Origin of the sequence: Pseudomonas schmalbachii (assembly GCF_017589465.1) — a bacterium.
GTDB lineage: Bacteria > Pseudomonadota > Gammaproteobacteria > Pseudomonadales > Pseudomonadaceae > Pseudomonas > Pseudomonas schmalbachii.
This window is the reverse complement of sequence record NZ_JAELYA010000002.1, coordinates 178,557-198,854: the sequence shown is the minus strand read 5'-3', so window position 1 is coordinate 198,854 and position 20,298 is coordinate 178,557. Positions and strand designations below refer to the sequence as shown.

Below are 20,298 nucleotides of genomic sequence, written 5' to 3'. Positions count from 1 at the left end.
GGTTCGACACTCGCCCTTGTGGGGCGAGCGCGGAATATTCAGTGCAGTATGGCCAGCGTGTCGATAGCGATCTGCAATTCCTCGTTGGTCGGGATCACCAGCACCCGCGGGTGGCCCTGCGCATGGATTGGCCCGCCGACGCCGCGCACGCAGCGGGCGTTGGCTTCGCTGTCGAGCGCCAGGTTGAGCAGGTGCAGGTGCGCCACGGTCTTGTTGCGCACCAGCGGCGAGTTCTCGCCGATGCCGCCGGTGAAGATCACGCCGTCCAGGCGGGGCAGGGCGCAGCCCAGTGCGGCCAGCGACTTGGCCAGGCGGTAGCAGAACACCTCGATGGCCAGCGACGCGCCGGGGTGGCCCTGTTCGCGGGCCTGTTCCAGGGTGCGCATGTCGTTGGACAGGCCGGAGAGGCCGAGCAGGCCGCTCTCGTGGTTGAGCATGTGGTCGATCTTTTCCAGGCTCCAGCCGAGGGTGCGCACCAGGTGGCTGTGCAGGTTCGGATCGACGTCACCGCTGCGGGTGCCCATCACCAGGCCTTCCAGCGGCGTCAGGCCCATGCTGGTGTCGCGGCTCTGGCCGTTGACGATGGCGCAGGTGGAGCTGCCGTTGCCGAGGTGCGCCGACAGCCAGTTGCTGTCGTCCACGGCGAGGCCGGTCATTCCCGCCGCCTCATGGCTGACGTAGCGGTGGCTGGTTCCGTGGAAACCGTAGCGGCGCACGTGCTGCTCGCGGTACAGGCTTTCCGGCAGGGCGTAACGGTAGGCGTACTCGGGCAGGCTCTGGTGGAAGGCCGTATCGAACACCGCGATGTGCGGCAGCGCCGGGTAGATCGCCATGGCCGCCTCGATGCCGAGCAGGTTCGGCGGGTTGTGCAGCGGCGCCAGCGGAGAGGTATCGCGGATCGCCTGGAGCACCTCGGCGTCGATCCGGCAGGAATGGTTGAAGCGCTCGCCGCCGTGCACCACGCGATGGCCGATGGCGTGCAGTTCGCCGCCGGCGGCCTTGTCCACCAGCGGCAGCAGTTGGGTGAGGGCGGCGCGGTGGTCGCCGCCGGACAGCGTCTGGCTGTCCTTCTGGCCGTCCTGCTGCCAGTGCAGCACCGATGCGCTGGAGCCGAGGCGCTCGGCCAGGCCGTGCAGGAGGAATTCCTTTTGCCCTTCGCGTATCAGGGCGAACTTGATCGACGAACTGCCGCAGTTGATTACCAGGATGTTACGGGACGGCATGCTCACTCCTTGTCGGAATCGGCTTCGGGTTGTCCTTGCTGCGGTTATGCCGAGCCCTCGCCCGAGGAGTCCGGAGCGGGTTCCGCATCGCCGGATTCCTGGGCGCACCAGCCGCAGGGGAAGGGGCGGCCGATCTGACTGCATCGTTGCTGCTCGTCGAGCACCCACTTGCGCATCTGCCAGGGCGGCTGGTGGCGCAAGTGCTGGGTATGGCCGCACGACAAGACTGCCACCCAGTGGCCATCCTCGTCCTGATGAAAGTCAAGCAGCCGCGGAAGCCCGGCGCCGGGCCGTCTGTCCGCCGTCGGGTCGCTTTCATCCCCGGCGCAGCGTACACTTGCCCGTTCATCTTCTATTTCAGATAGGTTTCGTACCATGCAGATCGCAGCCAACAAGGCGGTTTCCATCGACTATACCCTGACCAACGATGCAGGTGAGGTCATTGACAGTTCCGCCGGCGGCGCTCCGCTGGTGTACCTGCAGGGTGCCGGCAACATCATCGTCGGTCTGGAAAAAGCCCTGGAAGGCAAGCAGGTCGGCGACGAACTGAGCGTCACCATCGAGCCGGAAGAAGCCTACGGCGAATACAGCGCCGAGCTGGTCGCCACCCTGAACCGTGAAATGTTCGAAGGTGTGGATCAACTGGAAGTCGGCATGCAGTTCCATGCGTCCGCTCCGAACGGCGGCATGCAGATCGTCACCATCCGCGACATCGACGGCGACGACGTGACCGTCGACGGCAACCACCCGCTGGCCGGCCAGCGCCTGAACTTCAAGGTCAAGGTGGTCAGCGTGCGCGACGCTTCCGCGGAAGAAGTCGCCCACGGCCACATCCACGGCGAAGGTGGTCACCACCACTGATGCGCCGTCGCTACGCTGTGATGCCGGTCACTGATGGCCGGTTGCAGTCGTAGCGAAGCTGCTAAGCTGTTCAATTGAAAGGCGCTTTCGGGCGCCTTTCGCACGCTAGGGCATTTCTTCCCGAACCGCTTGGGATGCGCCGGGTGCGGACATGGTGCCTACCCCGGTGTGCGGCACGTTGTGCCGTCGGTCTTCAAGGAGTACTCCATGAGCGCTTTTCACGATCTGACTCTGCACGCTCTCGATGGTCGCGACCTGTCCCTGGCCCCGCTCAAGGGGAAGGTGGTGCTGGTGGTCAATGTCGCTTCCAAATGTGGCCTGACCCCGCAATACGCAGGGCTGGAAAACCTCTATCAGCAATACCGCGACAAGGGCTTCGTGGTCCTCGGCCTGCCGTGCAACCAGTTCGCCGGGCAGGAGCCGGGCAGCGAGGCTGATATCCAGTCGTTCTGCTCGCTGAACTACGGGGTGACCTTCCCGATGAGCGGCAAGATCGAGGTCAACGGCCACGATCGTCACCCGCTGTATCGTCTGCTGGCCGGTGAGGGCGCCGAGTTCCCCGGCGACATCACCTGGAACTTCGAGAAATTCCTCCTCGGTCCGGACGGCCGTGTGCTGGCGCGCTTCAGCCCGCGCACCACTCCGGAAGATCCGGCGCTGGTCCAGGCGATCGAAAAGGCCCTCGGCTAAGGCGCAGCACCTTCCGGAAAGCCGGCAGAACAGGGCAGAAATGCCAATCCTGCCGGCATTTCCGTGTTTCCCTTGTTCTCGATAAAACGGGGCGGCTTAATCGGGCTCATGTCCAAGGAGCCCTGCCCCCACATGAACAGCTTCGTTTCCCAGACTCCCTGCCAGCCGGCGACCCACGAGGCGCTGCGCGCGCTGATCGAACAGCGCCGCTCGGTACGCCGCTTCACCGCCGAGCCGGTGCCCGACGAAGTGATCCGCGACTGCCTGGAAATGGCCGTCCTCGCGCCCAGTTCCTGCAACCTGCAGCCGTGGAGCTTCCAGGTGATCCGCGATCCGCAGCTGCGCGAACGCTTGCACCCCGTGTGCCTGAAGCAGAATGCGGCGAAGGCGCCGCTGCTGATCGCCGTGCTGGCGCGCCCGGACACCTGGAGCGAAGCCTGCGACAACGTCCTCAAGTACTGGCCGCAGGAGAAGATCCCGGAAATCACCCGTGTGTTCTATTCCGGCAGGGCGCAGTTCCAGTACAACCAGGGGCCGTTCGGCCTGCTCGGCTTCGTCAAGCGCCAGCTGGTGCGCCTGAAGGGCCTGCGCACGCCGCTGATGCGCGGTCCCAACAGCAAGGCGCAGATGCGTACGTGGGCGGTGAAGTCCACCTCACTGGCGGCGGCGAACCTGATGCTGGCGTTCCAGAGCCACGGCTACGCCACCTGCCCGATGGAGGGCTTCGACGAAGTGCGCCTGCGCAAGGTTCTGGATATTCCGCGCGAGGCCATTCCGATCATGCTGCTGGCGGTCGGCAAGATGGGCGAGAAGGGTATCTACAACCCGCGCCTGCGCTTCCCGCTCGATCAGCACGTTACCTGGCGGTAACCCTATGTAGGGCGGGTGCAACCCGCCATTGCTCGGTGTGGCGGGTTGCACCCGCCCTACCCTCTGGGTGTTGGGCTTCGCGGGCTCAGCCCAACCTACGAAGCGCCAACGGATATGGCCCTCGATCACCCTGATCAATGATGCTGTTCGGGCGAGACGACCGGTCATATTCTGCAGGCCATGAACAGCATTCGACTCGACAAGCGCGACCTGATCCTGGCCAACGGCTCCCGGGTGATGACCCTGCGCGGCTACCACGGCACCGGTGTGCAGGAGATCGTCCAGGCCGCCGGGGTGCCCAAGGGCTCCTTCTATCACTACTTCGCCAGCAAGGAAGATTTCGCCCTGCAGGCGCTGGAGCATCTGTATATGCCGCGCCTGCAGCACTACGCCGAGGCGCTGGCCAATCCGGCGCTGGGGCCGCGGGCGCGGATCATTGGTTACTACCACGGCCTGCTGGCGCATTTCGCGCGCCAGGAAAGGCTCGAATACCACTGCTTCATCGGCAGCCTCAGCTTCGAGATGTCGGAGCTGTCGCCGTCCATCGCCGCCAAGGTGGAGGAAATCTACAGCGAGTCGGTGGCGATCCTCCGGCGCTGCCTGGAACAGGCGCAGGCCGCCGGCGAGCTGTCCGCCGCGGAGGACTGCGCGAATCTCGCCGAATTCGTCGGCAACGCCTGGCAGGGCGTACTGGCGCGGCTGAAGAGCGGCGCCTCGCTGAAACCCATGGAAGCTTTCATCAACCGCCTCGAGCGACTGCTGCAGGCGTAACACAGACAAGACGACCGGTCATATTTGGAGATTGCTAATGAGTGCACCCGTTGAGGCCCTGTTCGAGCCTTTCCGTCTCGGAACCCTGGAACTGCCGACCCGCGTGGTGATGGCGCCGATGACCCGCAACCTCTGCCCGGGCAGCGTGCCGCACGCGCAGATGGTCGAGTACTACCGTCGCCGCGCGGCGGCCGGGGTCGGCCTGATCATCACCGAGGGCACCCTGGTCGGCCACAAGGCGGCCAACGGTTATCCGGACGTGCCGAACTTCTTTGGCGAAGAGGCCCTGGCCGGCTGGAAGCAGGTGGTCGACGCGGTACACGCCGCAGGCGGCAAGATCGTCCCGCAGCTCTGGCACGTCGGCGCGGTACGCCGCCTGGGCACCGAGCCGAACCCGGAAATTCCCGGCTACGGCCCCTCCGAGCGGCTCAAGGATGGCAAGCAGATCGTCCACGGCATGACCCATGACGACATCCGGGAAGTCATCGCCGCCTTCGCCCAGGCCGCCCGCGACGCCAAGGCCATCGGCATGGACGGCGTGGAGATCCACGGCGCCCACGGCTACCTGATCGACCAGTTCTTCTGGGAAGGCAGCAACCGCCGCACCGACGAATACGGCGGCAGCCTGGCCAACCGCTCGCGCTTCGCCATCGAACTGATCCGCGCCGTGCGCGAAGCGGTCGGCCCGGACTTCCCGATCATCTTCCGCTACTCGCAGTGGAAGCAGCAGGACTACACCGCGCGCCTGGTGCAAACCCCGGAAGAGCTCGGCGAGTTCCTCAAGCCGCTGTCCGATGCCGGCGTGGATATCTTCCACTGCTCGACCCGCCGCTTCTGGATTCCGGAGTTCGAAGGTTCCGAGCTGAACCTGGCCGGCTGGACCCGCAAACTGACCGGCAAGCCGACCATCACCGTCGGCAACGTCGGCCTGGACGGCAGCGAGTTCCAGGCCTTCTTCGCCAAGACCGATGAGGTGGCGCAGCCATCGGCCATCGACGGCCTGCTGGAGCGTCTGAACAACCAGGAGTTCGACCTGGTCGCCGTCGGCCGCGCCCTGCTGGTGGATGCCGACTGGGCAGTGAAAGTGCGCGATGGCCGCCTGCAGGACATCAAGCCGTTCAGCCGCGCCGCGCTGGCTTCGCTGGCCTGATCGTGACTGCGAAGAACCCGCCTGCCTGTCGGGCGGGTTCTTCGTTTCTGCTTCCCGCCCATAGCCGGGAATTGGGAAATTTCCTGCGAAATTACAAAATTTTTCCCAATCCCGTATTCCGTGTTGCTGACTTCCGTGTGGCAAACGTGCATTGTATCGCCGCGATCACACAACAATAGGCCGCTAAAAGGCCAGAGGAGTACGCCATGCGAGTTGGCCTGGTGGTCGATGCGACCTGCGACCTGCCCCCCGAATTTCTAGCCGCCCACGACATCCGTGTGCTGCCCATCGGCATCCGCCTCGGCGAGCGCCGCATCATTGATGCGCGGGATGTCGAAACCACTACGCGCTTCTACGCCGACGACCTGCCCAAGGTCGCTCCCGAGGACGCCAGCGAGCCGCTGTCGGCCGCGGAAACCCAGCGCTGGTTCCTGGAGGAGCTGGTCACCGATTTCGACTACGTGATCTGCCTGACGGTGACCCGCCAGCGCAGTCCGATCTTCGAGAACGCCACCCAGGCATCCTTCAGCCTGTTGCAGAACTACCACGAGCGCCGCAATTCCGCCGGCATCAGCGGCCCGTTCACCCTGCGCGTGATCGACAGCCGCACCGTGTTCGGCGGCCTCGGCGCGCTGGCGGCCGAAGGTGCGCGGCTGATCGCCGAAGGCTGCCATCCGAATGCCGTGCGCACCCGTCTGGAAGAACTCAGCCACCAAATGAGCACCTTCGTGATCGCCGACGATCTCGGTCATGTGCGCCGTCGCGGTTTCCAGAAGGGCGAGCGCAACAAGCTGGGCGACCGCCTGCGTGGCGCGTTCCTCGGCATCGGCTCGATGCTCGACATGAAGCCGGTGCTCAGCCTGGTGCAGGGCGAGGACAAGCCGGTCTCGGTGTCGCCGAGCTACGAGAAATCCGCCGAACGCCTGCTGACCTTCGCCATGGCCCGCATCGAAGCCGGCGACCTGCTGGCCCCGCAGTTGTGCCTCAGCTATGCCGGCGACCCGTCCGCGCTGCGCGATCTGCCGGGCTTCGCCGCACTGGAGGAAAGCTGCCGCGCCCACGGCGTGCAGATGCACCTGGCCATGCTCAGCCCGACCGGCGGGATCAACCTTGGCGCCGGCGCCATGAGCATCGGCTTCGCGGCGCCGCCGGTACCGTTCAACTGACGTTCCGGCGCTGCCCGGTTTGTAGTTGGGCCACTACGCCAAATACAGGATTCCATTACAGCCAGTCCCGGTAGACGAATGGAAAGCTGTTATCCAGGTCCCTTCTCCCTGGATAACAGCCATGAGCCGAAAGATCCCGCCCTTTACCCTGCTGGACAGAATCCGGCGCAACCGGCTTGCCCAGGCTGTCAGTGTCGCGCTGGCCGGGTTGTTCAGCCTGCGCGTCGCCGAAGCGGAAGCCGAGGACAGCGTGGTCGGCATCGATCTGGAGGACCAGAAGGTCCCGTCGTCCGCCGGGTTGGACATCGGCCCTCAGCCTGATAAACCAGCGCGCCTGCTGGCCAGCGGGCTGTCGGGCCAGTTCCATAGACCCGATGGCGGTGTGCACGATCTGAGCGGTGGTCATTTCACCGGTGGCCCATTGAAGGTGGGAACGTTCCCCACCACGGTGGCGATCTACCTGGGCAATGGCGCTGAGGCTACGGGCAGCGACGTCACATTGACGGCCCACAACAACGAGGCCGTGGTGGTGGGGCAGGGCAGTTCGCTCACTCTCGACAACGCGACCTTCAATCTCACCCGGGATCCCCCGTTCATCAACGACAAGGGTCAGATGTCCTACTGGGATCCGGATGGTATCGAACTGGGTACCAATGGCTATACGAACAGTGGCGGAAACCACCCTCCCACCAGCGGCAGCCTGACGCTGACCAACTCGACCATCACCGCCAATATCTCGAGGATTTTCTCCTCGTTCGGCTCCGACTCGGAGCTGACGCTCGACCACGTGGTTGTCGATACCGAAGGTGCGCTTGGTTCCATGAGTGGTACGACCCGCATCAGCGACAGCACTTTCGTTTCGGATGGAGGCATGTCGCTGGACGGCGACACGCAGATCAGGTCCAGCCGCTTCGATATCCGTAGCGACGGGCTGTCCGTAAGGGGAAGCCAGGCATTGTTCGATAAGGTCGAGCTCAATGGCGCCTACGGTATATTCAACGGCGCCGAGCAACTGACTGTCCGCGACAGTGCGATCTCGGCGGCCGAAGGCAGTGCCCTGGGCATGGGCTGGACCTCCAACTTCCGCCCGCAGGCTCATGTTGTCGATAGCCAATTGAGCAGCCAGACCGGCAACGGAATCCACCTCGACAACGAAAGTGTGTCGCTCGGCGACATCCAGTTGGAGAGGACTACCGTTCAGGCCGGCGGTGCGGTGGTCTATGCCGACAATGTTTTCTACGCCAACGAGAACAACAGCAGTTACAGCGTGAACTTCAGCGATTCGGCCCTGCAGTCAACCGGCAGCAGATTGGGGTTCAAGGCGCACCAGATGGCCGGACTGGATGTGACGCTGATCGACAGTACCCTGGATGTCGGCGACAACGGTCGCATCGCCGAAGCTACCGAAGGCGGCACGCTGCGCCTGAACACCCAGGGCAGCGACATCAAGGGCAGCATTCATACCCAGGCCGGCTATACGGATGAGTGGGGATGGCCTCATCCGGATGCCCGTCTCGACTTGGGCCTGCAGGACAGCACCTGGACCGTCACCGATGACTCGAATCTCACCGACCTGCGGATGAACAGCGGCAGCACGGTGCAGTTCCAGGCGGGCGGCCCGTTCAAGACCCTGACCGTCGAAGGCGACCTGACCGGCAGCGGCGACTTCGCCATGAACACCGACCTCGCCAGCGAGCAGGGCGACCTGCTCAAGGTGCTTGGCAGCATCGAGGGCAATCACCGCATGTTCGTCGCCGACTCCGGCAAGAACCCTGCCGCGCCGGACGGCCAACTGCTGATGGTCGACGGCAACGGTGGCGATGGCAGTTTCACTCTTGCCGGACGTTCCTATGTCGACGCCGGCGCCTTCCGCTACACCCTGGAACAGGACGGCGACGACTGGCTCCTGCGCAATACCGCGCTGGTGCCGGACGAGCCGGTGCCTCCGGCCGATCCGGTGGCTCCAGTCGTGTCTGTCGACCCGGCGAGCCCGGCCGATCCGTTGCCGCAGGTCAGGCCGGCACGCCTCGATCCGCGTCCGGAAACCCTTTCCGCCGGCGCCAACGCCGCGCTGGGCAACCAGGCCGCCACCGCGACCCTGTGGAATGCCGAGATGAACGCCCTGGTCAAACGTCTCGGCGAACTGCGCATGGGCAAGGATGAAGGCGGCGTCTGGGCACGCGGCATCGGCAAGCGCTATGAGGTCGACAACGGCAGCAGCCGTGGTTTCGACCAGGACGTCCAGGGCCTGGAGATCGGCGCCGACAGGGCCATCCTGCTGGACGGCAGCAAGCTCTATGTCGGCGGCATGATCGGCACCGCCACTTCCGACCAGGACTTCGGCGAAGGCGCCAGCGGCAAGATCGACAGCCAGCTGGTCGGCGCCTATGCCACCTGGCTCGGTGACAACGGCTACTACGTCGACGGCGTGGCCAAGTACAACCGCCTGGACAACGAGGTGAAAACCCGCAGCAACACCGGCGAACAGGTCAAGGGCAGCTACGACACCGACGGCTATGGCATCGACGTCGAGGTCGGCAAGCACATCAGTCTGAATGACGGCTGGTTCGTCGAACCGCAGGCCATGCTGACCTGGATTCACACCGAAGGCGCCAGCTACACCGCGAGCAATGGGCTGGAGGTCAAGGCTGGCGATGCCGACTCGCTGCAGGGCCGGGTCGGGGCGCTGTTCGGCAAATCCATGCAGATCGGCAACGGCATGGCTGCCCAGCCCTATGCCAGGACCTCCTATGTGCACGAGTTCGACGGCGACAGTTCGGTGACGGTCAATGGCTACAAGCTGGACAACAACATCGCCGGTTCGCGCATGGAGGTCGGTCTGGGCGGCGTGCTGCAGGTGAGCGAGAGGACCAAGGTTTCGCTGGACGTCGAACATGCCAAGGGCAACGACGTCGAGGAACCCCTGGCGGTGAACCTCGGTGTGCGCTTCCTCTGGTAGCCAGCGCGCGTAATGAAAAGCCCCGGCCAGTGACCGGGGCTTTTCGTTTCAGCTTTCCTGCGGGCGACGCTCTTTCAACGGATCATCTCACCAACGACTTGTCGCCATCCTCGCGCACCCAGAACAGCGTCGCGCCGGCCACCGCCGCCGGCATCACCAGCAGGTTCAGCCCCGGCACTAGCAGCGCCAGGTAGGTAGCGCCGCCGAAGCCGAGGCTCTGCCAGCGCTTCTCGCGCAGCCAGGCGAGCATCTCGTTCCAGCCGAGCTTGTGGTTGTCCGCCGGATAGTCGATGTACTGCACGGCCATCATCCAGATGCCGAACAGCAGCCAGAGCGGCGCGGCGATCAGGTTCAGGCCGGGGATCAGGGAGAGGATGAACAGGCCGATCATGCGTGGCAGGAAGTAGGCCAGCTTGCGCAGCTCGCGGCCGACGGTACGCGGCACCATGGCCATCAGTTCGCCCCAGCTGAATGCCGGGAAGTTGTCCTGGCCGCGCACCACCACTTCGACCTTTTCCGCGAGGAAGCCGTTGAACGGCGCGGCGATGATGTTGGCCACCAGGGTGAAGGTGAAGAACAGGATCAGCAGCACCAGCGCGACGAACAGCGGCCAGAGGATGTATTCGAGGAAGTCCAGCCAGCTCGGCAGGCTGGGCATCAGCCAGTCGACCCAGTGGTTGAACTCGTTCACTGCGAAACCGATCAGGCCGATGAACAGCAGGATGTTCACGCTCAGCGGCAGCAGCACGAACAGGCGCAGGTTGGGGCTGAGCATCAGTTTCAGGCCTTCGCTGAGATATTGCGGGCCGCGCAGGGTAGACATGGGGATCTCCATCGGTGTCCAGCCAGCGACCTTAGCAGACCACGTGAAGGCGCAGCGAGTGCTCTGTTTTGCCGGTTGTGTTGTCGTGCCCGTCAGATCGAGCCGGTGGGCGAGTAGCGGCAGCAGGTGTTGCGCTGGCGCTTGGCCCGGTACATCGCCTTGTCCGCGGCGGCGGTGAGGTTTTCCGCGCTCTGCGCGTCCTCGGGCGCCAGGGCGATGCCGATGCTGGCGCTGATCACGTCGATCGGCGTGTCGCCGTAGTGGTACGGCTCGTCGAGGGCTTTCAGCAGGCGCGCGGCGACATTGCCGGCGAGCTCGGCATCGGCGTTCTTCAGCAGCACGGCGAATTCGTCACCGCCGAGACGGAAGGCCTTGTCGTGGTCGCGCAGGTTGTTGCGCAGGCGCACGCCGACGCTGCTCAGCACCGCGTCGCCAGCGGCGTGGCCGAACTGGTCGTTGACCAGCTTGAACTTGTCGAGGTCGAAGTAGAGCAGGGCGACGCTCTGCTGCCCGTCGATCTGTTGCAGGGTCTGCGGGAGCTGTTCCTCGAATGCCTTGCGGTTGCCGAGGCCGGTGAGGGTGTCCTGGTAGGCCAGGCCGAGCAACTGGTTCTGGTAGGCCAGTTGCCCGCTGATATCGCGCAGGATTCCCCGGACGCCGGCGAATTCGCCGTGCTGGCCGGGGATGATCGACATCAGGGTTTCCAGGTTCACCTGGGTTCCGTCCGCGCGGGTGAACGGTGCGGCGAAGCTCAGGTCGGTCTCCCCGGCAAGCGCGCGTTTCTGCAGCTGACTGCCGCGCTCCAGGTCCTCTTCGCCGAGCAGCAGGCCGATGTGCCGGCCGGCCAGTTCCTCGATGCTGTAGCCGACCATCTTGCAGAAGGCCGCGTTGACCATCAGCAAGTTGCCCGTGGGGTCCATCTCGATATAACCGTCGCGGATCGTGTCGAGAATCGCCTGGTCGCGCGCCTCGCTCTGTTCCAGGCGCTCGATCATGCGGTTGAGTTCGCCGCTCAGTTGGCGCAGCTCGCTCGCGCCGCCTTCGCTCAGGCGCTCCATTCGGGGGTCATTGCCGATGACGCTGGCTTCCCGGTTCAGGCGCTGCAGCGGACGGATGATCCAGAATTCGAGGATGAGATAGCCCACCGCCAGTGCCGCCAGGATTATCGCCAGCGCTTCGCCGAGGAACAGCCGGATGGCTTGCTGGCCCTGCTGGTAGACCTGGCGGGGCAGGGTGATCTCGAAGCGGAACTGCGGTTCGCCCAGGGAGTTGAGGAACATCATGTCGATCTGCCGCCGGGCGTTGTCGAGCACCTTGCCTTCGTTGAGCATCACCCCGCCGTCCAGCCGCGGGATGGAAAGCGCGCGCCAGGAGCTGTCCAGTTGGGTGGGTGGCAGCACCTGCATCTTTGCCCCGACCTGCAACTGGTAGGTCTCCAGGCGCTTGTTGTTGAGCAGCATGCCGGCGACCAGGGCGCCGTCCGGCTTGATCTGGCCGGTGTTGTCGCTGATCGGGTGACTGAACAGCATGACTGGCGAGCCACCGACCATCAGCAACTGGGTGAAGCCGCTGAGGCCCTGCTGGAAGTCCAGCGCGCCGACCTTTATGGCGCTCCGCACGATGGCCTGCTCCAGGCGCTCGTCATCCGGCGGCGTCGGGCCGGCGGTAATCCGCTCGTCCTGGTCGGGCAGGTTCCATTTTTCGGCGATCACCTTGCCGTTGGCGTCGAGGTAGAAGACGAAGTCGAAACCGAGATGCCTGAGCATGTCGATTTCCAGGTTTTCGTTGATGTAGTTCTGGGTCGGGTTGTGGACGAATTCGTGGCTCTCGTCCCACCAGGAATAGATGCGGATGAAGTCGAGGTTGCGCTTGCGCTCGTAGATCAGGCGGTTGTAGAGGATGCGCACCTGATCGTAGAGGCGCTGGCTGTCGACGCCATCGTAGCGGCTCAGCAGGACCCGCTCGGACAGCAGCCAGACGCTTGCGAGGGCGATGGCCAGCAATGGCAGGAAGAGCCAGAAGAGGCGCTTGCGAAGAGTCATGTTCCCTCTTGCTCTCTAGCGGAGCAGTTAGCCGGGGATCGTTGAGCGAGCGGATAGCCGGGCTCTATCGGGTGAATTGAGAGGCCGCATTTCCGACGCGAAAGCGTAGTGCCTTACCCTTCGCGTCAATCTTAGTCATTGCCGTTCCGATGCTGGAGCGCCGTTTCTGATCTGTCTGACTTATCTCAATCTTGATTAGGAAATTTCAGTCAGACTTTTCGGCCTCGGAACCCTTGCAAGACTTTCACGGAGCTGCCGCTCTTTCCACCACTTCCCCCGGTATTCTGGCAGCTCCTTTTTCTTTGCCTGCCGCCGGAGGGAAGGAGTCCGAAATGTCCGAAGCACGTCACGCACGCGTAATCATTCTGGGCTCCGGCCCCGCCGGCTACAGCGCGGCGGTCTATGCGGCGCGGGCCAACCTCAGGCCGCTGCTGATCACCGGCATGCAGGCCGGCGGCCAACTCACCACCACCACCGAAGTCGACAACTGGCCGGGCGATCCCCATGGCCTGACCGGCCCTGCGCTGATGCAGCGCATGCAGGAGCACGCCGAGCGCTTCGAGACCGAGATCGTCTTCGACCACATCAATGCCGTGGACCTGGCCGGCAAACCGTTCATCCTCAAGGGCGACAGCGGCACCTACAGCTGCGACGCGCTGATCATCGCCACCGGCGCCAGTGCGCGTTACCTCGGCCTGCCTTCGGAGGAAGCCTTCATGGGCAAGGGCGTTTCCGCCTGCGCCACCTGCGACGGTTTCTTCTACCGCAACCGCGAGGTGGCGGTGGTCGGCGGCGGCAATACCGCCGTGGAGGAGGCGCTGTACCTGGCCAACATCGCCAGCAAGGTGACCCTGGTGCACCGCCGCGACAGCTTCCGCGCCGAGAAGATCCTGCAGGACAAGCTGCGCGCGCGGGTGGCCGAAGGAAAGATCGTATTGAAGCTGAATGCCCAGGTGGACGAAGTGCTGGGCGACGCCATGGGCGTTACCGGCGTGCGGGTGAAGAACAACGACGGCAGCAGCGATGAGCTGAAGGTGGACGGCCTGTTCGTTGCCATCGGCCATACGCCGAACACCTCGTTGTTCGAAGGCCAGTTGACGCTGAAGGACGGCTATCTGGTGGTGAACGGCGGCCGTGACGGCAACGCCACCGCGACCAGCATCCCCGGTGTGTTCGCGGCCGGCGACGTGGCCGACCACGTCTATCGCCAGGCGATCACTTCCGCCGGCGCCGGCTGCATGGCGGCGCTGGATGTGGAGCGGTACCTGGATTCGCTATAACGGCCCTGAGTGCCGGCGTGCAGGACGGAGCCCCGCTGGTCGGGGCTCTTTCCTTGGTGATGGAGCATTGGTTTTGTAGGGGCAACAGTCTTGCATCCTACGTAACTACGTGGCTGGGCCAGAACTCGCGTAGGTTGGTGCTGAACGCAGTGAAGCCCAACGATGGCGATGTTGGGCTTCGCAAGCTCAGCGCCAACCTACGGTGGGCATTGCGTTGCGGCGATGATCACCCGCGACGCGACAGCGGCTGGCGCTCGAAGCGCACGCCGGCCAGGCCGGTGTTCTGCAGGGCGCGGATGTTGGCGTGATCGCTGCCGTCCGGGGTTTCACGTACAGCGCGGTAGTGCTCGCCGAAGGCCAGCAGGGTTTCCTCCAGGCTCAGGCCTTCGAGGATGGCGAAGGCCAGGGTCTTGCAGGAACCCTCGTTCTGACCGGCCGGATTTTCCACGTCGCCGTTGCTGAAGGCACTCGGCGTATAGCTGTAGTGCTCGGCGATGTACGCCAGGGTGTCGGTGAACAGGTGCTGCTCGCTGCGCAGGCGCGCGCGGAAATCGGACAGGATCATCAAGGCTGGCTCTTAGTGCTTCTTGGCGGAGTCGAAGGCGGCCTGCTGGTCAGGCGTCGCCTCCTTCTGGTATTTGGTTTTCCACTCGGCGTACGGCATGCCGTAGATCTCTTCACGGGCTTCGTCGGCGCTGATCTCCACGCCCATTTCATCGGCCGCCGCCTTGTACCACTTGGACAGGCAGTTGCGGCAGAAGCCGGCGAGGTTCATCAGCTCGATGTTCTGCACGTCCTTGCGGCTACGCAGGTGCTGGACCAGGGTGCGGAAGGCGGCAGCTTCGAGTTCGGTACGCTGTTCTTCGGTGAGATTGCTGGGCTTGCTCATGGCAGGACTCTCTTATTCGTTGTACGCACACGGCCTTTCAGGGCTGGCGAGATGATAAGAGCCGGGCCCGGCGCCAGCAACGCCCGTTGGCCGGATGAGCGCGTCCTTCAGCGCTCGGCGGAGAGGGCGATCGACACCGATTCGGCGAAACGCAGGGCGTGCGGCTTGTCCACTTCCACCTCGGCGTAACGCACGGCGGGGTGCGCCATCACCAGATCGAGCAGTTCCTGGGTCAGGCGTTCGAGCAGGGCGAAGCGGTTTTCCTCGACGTGCTGGATGATCGCCTTGGTGATGGTCCGGTAGTTCAGCGCGTGCTCGATATCGTTGACCTGCACCGCATCCGTGGAGGGATAGAGGATGGTCAGGTTGATCAGCACGTCCTGCTTGTTGAGGATTTCCTCTTCCTTGATGCCGATGTAGGTGCGCACGCGCAGGTCCTTGACCCGGATGCGCGCCATGCCCGGTTCCAGTCGCGTCATTTCACTTGCTCCGTCCTATCAGTTGCAGGAATTCCTGGCGGGTACTGTTGGATGCGCGGAAGGCGCCAAGCATCACCGAAGTGCTCATCACCGAATTCTGCTTCTCCACGCCGCGCATCATCATGCACATGTGCTGGGCTTCGATCACCACGGCAACGCCTTCCGCGCCGGTCACCTGCTGCACCGCCTCGGCGATCTCGCGGGTGAGATTTTCCTGGATCTGCAGGCGGCGGGCGAACATGTCGACGATGCGCGCCACCTTCGACAGGCCGAGCACCTTGCCGTTGGGAATGTAGGCGACGTGGGCCTTGCCGATGAAGGGCAGCAGGTGGTGCTCGCACAGCGAATACAGCTCGATGTCCTTGACCAGCACCATTTCGCTGTTGTCGGAGCTGAACAGCGCGTCGTTGACGATCTCGTCCAGCGTCAGTTCGTAGCCGTGGCAGAGGTACTGCATGGCCTTGGCCGCGCGTTTGGGGGTGTCCAGCAGCCCTTCGCGCTCCGGGTCTTCGCCGAGGCCCTGGAGAATCCCACGGTAGTGGTGTGACAGCGATTCGTTCATCGGGAGTCCTTGCGCCACGGCGGGCGTCTATTTGAGGTGGCGCCCACCGTTGACGGTCAGCGTGGAGCCGGTGGCGTAGGGGTTGTCCAGCAGGTAGCGGATGCTCTGGTAGATCACGTCGGCGCCGGGCTCGATGCCCATGGCGGACTTGGCCAGGGTGCGGGCGCGGTATTCCGCGTCGTCGCCGGCGTTGAACATCACCAGTGCCGGGGCGATGGTGTTGACCTTGATCTGCGGGGCGAAGCGCGCGGCGAACGACAGGGTCAGGTTCTCCAGCCCGGCCTTGCTGGCGCAATAGGCGATGCGGTTGGCGCTGCCCTTGCGCGCCACGTCGTCGCCGATATGGATGATGTCGGCCGGCTGCGAGCGGCGCAGCAGCTCCTCGCAATGCAGGTTGATCAGGTAGGGCGCGAGCATGTGCACGTTGAACACCTCGCGGAACGCTTCGGCTTCATGGCCGGGTTCTTCCTGCAGCCAGTCCGAGGCGTTGTGCACGATCGCCCGCAGGCTGTCGGTATGCGCCTTGAGCTGCTCGATGAAGGCGAGGATGCCGGCCTCTTCGGAAAAGTCGGCCTGCAGGCAGATGGCGCCCCGCGCGCGCAGTTGTTCGACGCCCGGGCGTTCCTGGCGATAGCTGATGATCAGCGGATGGCCGTCTTCCAGCAGACGGGTCGCGCAGTGCAGGCCGACGCGCTGGCTGGCGCCGGTGATCAGGATGGGAGACGGAGCCGTACCCATGCGAGCCTCGTGCAGTTCGAAGGGGCAGGCAAATCCGACTGCCCCGGTAGGGAAATTGGGAAACTATACCAGCCGCTTGTAGGACATGGCACGGTGCCTGGCGTGGCGTAGGTTGGGCTGAGGCACGAAGCCACAACGATGGTGGGGGGCGGCAAATGTTGGGCTTCGCTGCGCTCAGCACCAACCTACGGAAGTACCGGGGCGGTTTCACCCCCGCGCTTTGCGGCATAATGGCCGGCCCTGTCGTGCTGAATGAGAATCATCGATGAAAGTCGCCATTCTGTCCGGATCGGTCTATGGCACCGCCGAAGAAGTCGCCCGCCACGCCAAACGCCTGCTCGACGCGGCCGGCCTGCAAGCCTGGTACGACTCCCGGGCAACCTTCGAATCGCTCAGCGAATTCGCTCCGGAAGCCTTCCTGGTGGTGACTTCCACCACTGGCATGGGCGACCTGCCGGACACCTTCCAGCCCATCTTCCATGCCATCCGCGACCGCCTGCCGGCCGCCTGGCGCGGCCTGCCCGGTGGGGTGATCGCCCTCGGCGACTCCAGCTACGGCGATACCTACTGCGGCGGTGGCGAGCAGATCCGCGAGATGTTCGCCGAACTTGGCGTGCGCGAGGTGGTGCCGATGCTGCGCCTGGACGGCAGCGAAACCGTCGATCAGGAAACCGATTCCGAACCCTGGCTGGCCGATTTCATCAAGGCGCTGCAAGGCTGATCGATGCACCCGCGCGCCCGCCAACTGATCGAAACCCTGCAGCTCGCCCCGCATCCCGAGGGCGGCTTCTATCGGCGCGTGTTCGAGTCGCGCCTGCGGGATGCCGCCGGCCGCCCGCAGTCCTCGGCGATCCTGTTCCTGCTGCCGGGCGGCGCGGTCAGTCGCTGGCATTGCGTGGACGCCGACGAACTCTGGCACTTCCATGAAGGCGGGCCGCTGGAACTGTTCATCGCCGAAAGTCCGCAGCAGGTACGCCGGGAAATCCTCGGCCCGGTGGGCGAAGACAGCCTGCCGCAACGCGCCGTGCCGGCCCACGCCTGGCAGGCCGCGCGTTGCCTGAGCGATTACGTGCTGGTCGGTTGCACGGTTTCCCCCGGCTTCGACTTCGCCGGATTCCGCCTGCTTGCCGGCGATATCGACGCACAACGGACCTGGCCGCGCCTCACGCAGGAATTCCCGGAGCTGACGTAGGATGGGTTGAGCGCTCAACCCATCCTACAAGTCTGCATCACGTAGGTTGGGCTGAGCCTGCGAAGCCCAACGGTGCAATGGCCCGACAGATGTTGGGCTTCGCTGCGCTCAGCGCCAACCTACGGTTCTTCATCCAGCGGATATTCCTTCATCAGTTCCAGCCATGCCTGCGCCGCGCGCGACAGGTAGGCGCCGCGGCGCCAGATGAAGCAGATGTCCCAGCGCAGGTCCGGCTCGCGCAGTTCCACCCGCGCCACCCCCGGCCGCTCCAGGTCCCGCGCCACCACCCGTGGCAGCAGCACCACGCCCTGGCCGGCGGCGACCAGTGCGCCGAGAAAGTCCGCCTGGCCGCTGCGGCCGCCTTCGCGCGGTTCGAAGCCCGCCTCGCGGCAGGCGCGCAGCAGGCGGTCGTTGAGGGTGAAACTCTGCTGGTAGAGCAGGAACGGCGTATCGGCCAGCTCCACCAGGCTCAGGCTGCTCCGGTTCGCCAGCGGATGACTGGCGGGGAGCAGGGCGTCCAGCGGCTCATTGCAGAACGGCTGCCAGTCGAAATCCGCATCGCCGGGCGTCAGGCCGCCGCCCAGTTCCAGTTCGCCGGCGCGCACCAGTTCCTCCATGGTCTTGGTGCCGCCTTCGACCAGATGCACCTCGATGTTCGGATAACGCCGCCGGTACTCGGCGAAGCGCCCGGCGAACAGCGCATCGGCGCCCAGCAGCGGCAGGCCGAGGCGCAGCTCGCCGCGATTCATCTGGCTCAGGTCGTCCAGTTCGGTGTGCAGCTCACGCTGCAGACGCAGCATGTCCTCGGCGCGGCGCAGCACCACTTCGCCGGCGGCAGTCAGTTGCAGGCGCGGGCCGCTGCGGTCGAGCAACTGCACGTGGAGGCGCTGCTCCAGCTGGGCGACCTGCTTGCTAATCGCCGACTGGCTGGCGTGCAGGTGCACGGCTGCCTGGGTGAAGCTGCCCTGGCGCACCACTTCGACGAAGCTGCGTAGCTGACGGAATTCCATTCTGGAATGGCCTCGATTCGAACAATTCGCTTTTGGGATAGTAGGCCCGGTCCTATCCTTTACGCCAACCCCGTCCCATTCGAGTTCGCCGCCATGTTCCGCCGTGCCTTGCGTCTCTGCTCCGAGCTTGCCGCTCTCGCCGCCCTCTGGTGGGTTGGCGGCTGGATAGCGCAACTGACCGGCCTGCCGGTGCCCGGCGGGGTGATCGGCCTGGCGCTGCTGCTGGTGCTGTTCGCCTGCGGCGCGATCCGTCCGGCGCTGCTGCAGGGCGGCGCCGGCCTGCTGCTGGCGGAAATGCTGCTGTTCTTCATCCCCGCGCTGATGAGCCTGCTGGACTATGGTCCGCTGCTGCGTAGCGAGGGCTGGAAGATCCTGCTGGTGATCATGTCCAGCACCGTGCTGGTGATGCTGGTCACCGCGCTGTCGGTGGAGTGGATGTGCCGCTGGAGGTCTAGCCGTGGATAAACAGGCCCTGTTCTGGCTGGCGCTGACCCTCGGCGGTTACCTGCTCAGCCGTCTGCTCTACCGCCGCTTCCAGATGTACTGGCTGTCGCCGATCGTGTTCGTGCCGGCGCTGCTGTTCGCCGTGGCGATCCCGCTGCAGGCCAGCTACGCCGAATACTCCCGCGACACCGGTTGGCTGGTGGCCCTGCTCGGCCCGGCGACCGTGGCCTTCGCCGTGCCGATCTGGCAGCAGCGCGCCATGCTCGCCCGTCACTGGCCGGCGCTGCTGGCCGGCATGTGCGCCGGCTCGGCGGTCGCCATCGGCAGCTCCTGGGCGCTGGCCCATGCGCTGGCGCTGGATGGCCAGGTGACCCTGTCGTTGCTGCCTCGCTCGATCACCACGCCGCTGGCGATGGAAATGTCCCACGACATCGGCGGCGTGCCCGAACTGACCGCTGCCTTCGTGATGATCACCGGCGTGTTCGGCGCCGTGGCCGGCAGCCTGCTGATGCGCCTGCTGCGGTTGCGCACGCCGCTGGCGCGTGGTGCGCTGCTCGGCGTCGGCGCCCATGGCGCGGGCACCAGCCGCGCCTACGAGTTCGGTGGCGAGGAAGGTTCCGCGGCGGGTCTGCTGATGGTGCTGACCGGGCTGTTCAACCTGGCCCTGGCGCCGTTGCTGGCCTACTGCCTGTGAGCGACGCGCTACTTCAGGGGTATCGTAAAAGCCTTTAGGAAGAAGCTGACAGAAGGTGTGAGGCATAGCGCCTTAAGGTGAAGGACTTCTGCGCTATCGGATTTCCTACCATGACCTGCAAGCCTTCCCTTTCCGACCGGCAATCCCAAGGTTCCTGGATCTTCCGTCTGCTCCTGCGCATACGCCGGGTGTTCGCCTGGCTCGGCCCCGTGCTGATCCTGGCGCTGGGCGTGGGCGGCGCCGCCTGCGCCTTCCTGGCCTGGGAGCGGAAGAGCCCGCTGTTCGGCGCCGTCGCCCTGCTGGCCTTCGGTTGCGCACTGCTGATCGCCATACTCTGGTCCGAGTACGACTGGTGGCTGTTCAAGCTCGGCCCGCGCGACGGGCTGGACATCCCCATCGAATAGGCATCATCCCCGCGCCTTATCCAGCACCATTCAGCGCCGCCCGTCTTGCTT

At 64.9% G+C, this 20,298-nt stretch carries 23 protein-coding genes; 13 read left to right on the top strand and 10 right to left on the bottom strand.

The window, feature by feature from the left end:
* Positions 1–38 precede the first annotated feature (38 nt).
* Positions 39–1,223: an acetate kinase gene (locus tag JFY56_RS06375; protein ID WP_208312691.1), complete on the bottom strand. Its 1,185-nt coding sequence runs from the start codon at positions 1,221–1,223 to the stop codon at positions 39–41.
* 44 nt (positions 1,224–1,267) lie between these two features.
* Complete coding sequence (locus JFY56_RS06370; RefSeq protein ID WP_208312690.1) at positions 1,268–1,630, bottom strand: DUF3565 domain-containing protein; 363 nt, start codon at positions 1,628–1,630, stop codon at positions 1,268–1,270.
* Between JFY56_RS06370 and JFY56_RS06365 the strand changes: the two genes are divergently transcribed.
* The 7 genes from JFY56_RS06365 to JFY56_RS06335 all read left to right on the top strand — a co-directional run bounded on the left by JFY56_RS06365 (position 1,599) and on the right by JFY56_RS06335 (position 9,690).
* A complete protein-coding gene (locus tag JFY56_RS06365; RefSeq protein WP_208312689.1) occupies positions 1,599–2,084 on the top strand; it encodes an FKBP-type peptidyl-prolyl cis-trans isomerase in 486 nt (161 codons plus the stop codon). The two genes, JFY56_RS06370 and JFY56_RS06365, sit on opposite strands and share 32 nt — an antisense overlap.
* Positions 2,085–2,291: 207 nt before the next feature.
* Complete coding sequence (locus tag JFY56_RS06360) at positions 2,292–2,774, top strand: glutathione peroxidase (RefSeq protein ID WP_208312688.1); 483 nt, start codon at positions 2,292–2,294, stop codon at positions 2,772–2,774.
* 132 nt (positions 2,775–2,906) lie between these two features.
* On the top strand, positions 2,907–3,644 hold the full coding sequence (locus tag JFY56_RS06355) for a nitroreductase family protein (RefSeq protein ID WP_208312687.1): 738 nt from the start codon (positions 2,907–2,909) through the stop codon (positions 3,642–3,644).
* A gap of 180 nt (positions 3,645–3,824) precedes the next feature.
* Positions 3,825–4,415, top strand: coding sequence for a TetR/AcrR family transcriptional regulator (locus JFY56_RS06350; protein WP_208312686.1), 591 nt, complete (start codon positions 3,825–3,827; stop codon positions 4,413–4,415).
* 37 nt (positions 4,416–4,452) lie between these two features.
* Positions 4,453–5,565 (top strand): NADH:flavin oxidoreductase, encoded by a 1,113-nt coding sequence (locus JFY56_RS06345; RefSeq protein WP_208312685.1) that lies wholly within the window; start codon positions 4,453–4,455, stop codon positions 5,563–5,565.
* Between the two features lie 206 nt (positions 5,566–5,771).
* The gene (locus JFY56_RS06340; protein ID WP_208312684.1) at positions 5,772–6,731 is read left to right on the top strand and encodes a DegV family protein; all 960 of its coding nucleotides are present in this window, start codon (positions 5,772–5,774) and stop codon (positions 6,729–6,731) included.
* A gap of 121 nt (positions 6,732–6,852) precedes the next feature.
* Complete coding sequence (locus tag JFY56_RS06335; RefSeq protein WP_208312683.1) at positions 6,853–9,690, top strand: autotransporter outer membrane beta-barrel domain-containing protein; 2,838 nt, start codon at positions 6,853–6,855, stop codon at positions 9,688–9,690.
* A gap of 82 nt (positions 9,691–9,772) precedes the next feature.
* Here JFY56_RS06335 and cysZ read toward each other — a convergent pair whose 3' ends face one another.
* Both cysZ and JFY56_RS06325 read right to left on the bottom strand, forming a co-directional pair.
* Entirely contained in the window at positions 9,773–10,513 is a 741-nt protein-coding gene (cysZ, locus tag JFY56_RS06330; RefSeq protein ID WP_208312682.1) for a sulfate transporter CysZ, read from the bottom strand.
* A gap of 92 nt (positions 10,514–10,605) precedes the next feature.
* Entirely contained in the window at positions 10,606–12,555 is a 1,950-nt protein-coding gene (locus JFY56_RS06325) for a sensor domain-containing diguanylate cyclase (protein ID WP_208312681.1), read from the bottom strand.
* Positions 12,556–12,887: 332 nt separating this feature from the next.
* Between JFY56_RS06325 and trxB the strand changes: the two genes are divergently transcribed.
* Complete coding sequence (gene trxB / locus JFY56_RS06320) at positions 12,888–13,835, top strand: thioredoxin-disulfide reductase (protein ID WP_208312680.1); 948 nt, start codon at positions 12,888–12,890, stop codon at positions 13,833–13,835.
* Between the two features lie 226 nt (positions 13,836–14,061).
* Here trxB and JFY56_RS06315 read toward each other — a convergent pair whose 3' ends face one another.
* The 5 genes from JFY56_RS06315 to folM form a co-directional block, all read right to left on the bottom strand.
* Positions 14,062–14,400 (bottom strand): HopJ type III effector protein, encoded by a 339-nt coding sequence (locus tag JFY56_RS06315; RefSeq protein WP_208312679.1) that lies wholly within the window; start codon positions 14,398–14,400, stop codon positions 14,062–14,064.
* A gap of 12 nt (positions 14,401–14,412) precedes the next feature.
* Positions 14,413–14,724, bottom strand: a complete 312-nt coding sequence (locus JFY56_RS06310) for a DUF1244 domain-containing protein (protein WP_208312678.1) — start codon at positions 14,722–14,724, stop codon at positions 14,413–14,415.
* 107 nt (positions 14,725–14,831) lie between these two features.
* Positions 14,832–15,203 (bottom strand): dihydroneopterin triphosphate 2'-epimerase, encoded by a 372-nt coding sequence (gene folX, locus JFY56_RS06305; RefSeq protein ID WP_208312677.1) that lies wholly within the window; start codon positions 15,201–15,203, stop codon positions 14,832–14,834.
* Position 15,204: 1 nt separating this feature from the next.
* Entirely contained in the window at positions 15,205–15,765 is a 561-nt protein-coding gene (folE, locus tag JFY56_RS06300; RefSeq protein ID WP_208312676.1) for a GTP cyclohydrolase I FolE, read from the bottom strand.
* A gap of 27 nt (positions 15,766–15,792) precedes the next feature.
* On the bottom strand, positions 15,793–16,503 hold the full coding sequence (folM, locus tag JFY56_RS06295; protein ID WP_208312675.1) for a dihydromonapterin reductase: 711 nt from the start codon (positions 16,501–16,503) through the stop codon (positions 15,793–15,795).
* 265 nt (positions 16,504–16,768) lie between these two features.
* Here folM and JFY56_RS06290 point away from each other — a divergent pair, with 265 nt between their 5' ends.
* Positions 16,769–17,224 (top strand): flavodoxin, encoded by a 456-nt coding sequence (locus JFY56_RS06290; RefSeq protein ID WP_208312674.1) that lies wholly within the window; start codon positions 16,769–16,771, stop codon positions 17,222–17,224.
* 3 nt (positions 17,225–17,227) lie between these two features.
* Positions 17,228–17,695: a cupin domain-containing protein gene (locus JFY56_RS06285; protein WP_208312673.1), complete on the top strand. Its 468-nt coding sequence runs from the start codon at positions 17,228–17,230 to the stop codon at positions 17,693–17,695.
* A gap of 119 nt (positions 17,696–17,814) precedes the next feature.
* Here JFY56_RS06285 and JFY56_RS06280 read toward each other — a convergent pair whose 3' ends face one another.
* Complete coding sequence (locus JFY56_RS06280; RefSeq protein ID WP_208312672.1) at positions 17,815–18,705, bottom strand: LysR family transcriptional regulator; 891 nt, start codon at positions 18,703–18,705, stop codon at positions 17,815–17,817.
* Positions 18,706–18,798: 93 nt separating this feature from the next.
* Here JFY56_RS06280 and JFY56_RS06275 point away from each other — a divergent pair, with 93 nt between their 5' ends.
* From JFY56_RS06275 to JFY56_RS06265, 3 genes are all read left to right on the top strand, one after another.
* The gene (locus JFY56_RS06275) at positions 18,799–19,170 is read left to right on the top strand and encodes a CidA/LrgA family protein (protein ID WP_208312671.1); all 372 of its coding nucleotides are present in this window, start codon (positions 18,799–18,801) and stop codon (positions 19,168–19,170) included.
* Positions 19,163–19,843: an LrgB family protein gene (locus JFY56_RS06270; RefSeq protein WP_208312670.1), complete on the top strand. Its 681-nt coding sequence runs from the start codon at positions 19,163–19,165 to the stop codon at positions 19,841–19,843. Before JFY56_RS06275 ends, JFY56_RS06270 begins: the two co-directional genes overlap by 8 nt.
* Before the next feature lie 110 nt (positions 19,844–19,953).
* Positions 19,954–20,247, top strand: a complete 294-nt coding sequence (locus JFY56_RS06265) for a hypothetical protein (RefSeq protein ID WP_208312669.1) — start codon at positions 19,954–19,956, stop codon at positions 20,245–20,247.
* Positions 20,248–20,298 lie beyond the last annotated feature (51 nt).

Excerpts from the sequence above, each read along its gene's own strand:
- JFY56_RS06375 (WP_208312691.1), bottom strand. The coding sequence starts at position 1,223 with ATGCCGTCCCGTAACATCCTGGTAATCAACTGCGGCAGTTCGTCGATC.
- JFY56_RS06365 (WP_208312689.1), top strand. The coding sequence starts at position 1,599 with ATGCAGATCGCAGCCAACAAGGCGGTTTCCATCGACTATACCCTGACC.
- JFY56_RS06370 (WP_208312690.1), bottom strand. The coding sequence starts at position 1,630 with ATGGAAACCGCCTTGTTGGCTGCGATCTGCATGGTACGAAACCTATCT.
- JFY56_RS06360 (WP_208312688.1), top strand. The coding sequence starts at position 2,292 with ATGAGCGCTTTTCACGATCTGACTCTGCACGCTCTCGATGGTCGCGAC.
- JFY56_RS06355 (WP_208312687.1), top strand. The coding sequence starts at position 2,907 with ATGAACAGCTTCGTTTCCCAGACTCCCTGCCAGCCGGCGACCCACGAG.
- JFY56_RS06350 (WP_208312686.1), top strand. The coding sequence starts at position 3,825 with ATGAACAGCATTCGACTCGACAAGCGCGACCTGATCCTGGCCAACGGC.
- JFY56_RS06345 (WP_208312685.1), top strand. The coding sequence starts at position 4,453 with ATGAGTGCACCCGTTGAGGCCCTGTTCGAGCCTTTCCGTCTCGGAACC.
- JFY56_RS06340 (WP_208312684.1), top strand. The coding sequence starts at position 5,772 with ATGCGAGTTGGCCTGGTGGTCGATGCGACCTGCGACCTGCCCCCCGAA.
- JFY56_RS06335 (WP_208312683.1), top strand. The coding sequence starts at position 6,853 with ATGAGCCGAAAGATCCCGCCCTTTACCCTGCTGGACAGAATCCGGCGC.
- cysZ (WP_208312682.1), bottom strand. The coding sequence starts at position 10,513 with ATGTCTACCCTGCGCGGCCCGCAATATCTCAGCGAAGGCCTGAAACTG.
- JFY56_RS06325 (WP_208312681.1), bottom strand. The coding sequence starts at position 12,555 with ATGACTCTTCGCAAGCGCCTCTTCTGGCTCTTCCTGCCATTGCTGGCC.
- trxB (WP_208312680.1), top strand. The coding sequence starts at position 12,888 with ATGTCCGAAGCACGTCACGCACGCGTAATCATTCTGGGCTCCGGCCCC.
- JFY56_RS06315 (WP_208312679.1), bottom strand. The coding sequence starts at position 14,400 with ATGATCCTGTCCGATTTCCGCGCGCGCCTGCGCAGCGAGCAGCACCTG.
- JFY56_RS06310 (WP_208312678.1), bottom strand. The coding sequence starts at position 14,724 with ATGAGCAAGCCCAGCAATCTCACCGAAGAACAGCGTACCGAACTCGAA.
- folX (WP_208312677.1), bottom strand. The coding sequence starts at position 15,203 with ATGACGCGACTGGAACCGGGCATGGCGCGCATCCGGGTCAAGGACCTG.
- folE (WP_208312676.1), bottom strand. The coding sequence starts at position 15,765 with ATGAACGAATCGCTGTCACACCACTACCGTGGGATTCTCCAGGGCCTC.
- folM (WP_208312675.1), bottom strand. The coding sequence starts at position 16,503 with ATGGGTACGGCTCCGTCTCCCATCCTGATCACCGGCGCCAGCCAGCGC.
- JFY56_RS06290 (WP_208312674.1), top strand. The coding sequence starts at position 16,769 with ATGAAAGTCGCCATTCTGTCCGGATCGGTCTATGGCACCGCCGAAGAA.
- JFY56_RS06285 (WP_208312673.1), top strand. The coding sequence starts at position 17,228 with ATGCACCCGCGCGCCCGCCAACTGATCGAAACCCTGCAGCTCGCCCCG.
- JFY56_RS06280 (WP_208312672.1), bottom strand. The coding sequence starts at position 18,705 with ATGGAATTCCGTCAGCTACGCAGCTTCGTCGAAGTGGTGCGCCAGGGC.
- JFY56_RS06275 (WP_208312671.1), top strand. The coding sequence starts at position 18,799 with ATGTTCCGCCGTGCCTTGCGTCTCTGCTCCGAGCTTGCCGCTCTCGCC.
- JFY56_RS06265 (WP_208312669.1), top strand. The coding sequence starts at position 19,954 with ATGACCTGCAAGCCTTCCCTTTCCGACCGGCAATCCCAAGGTTCCTGG.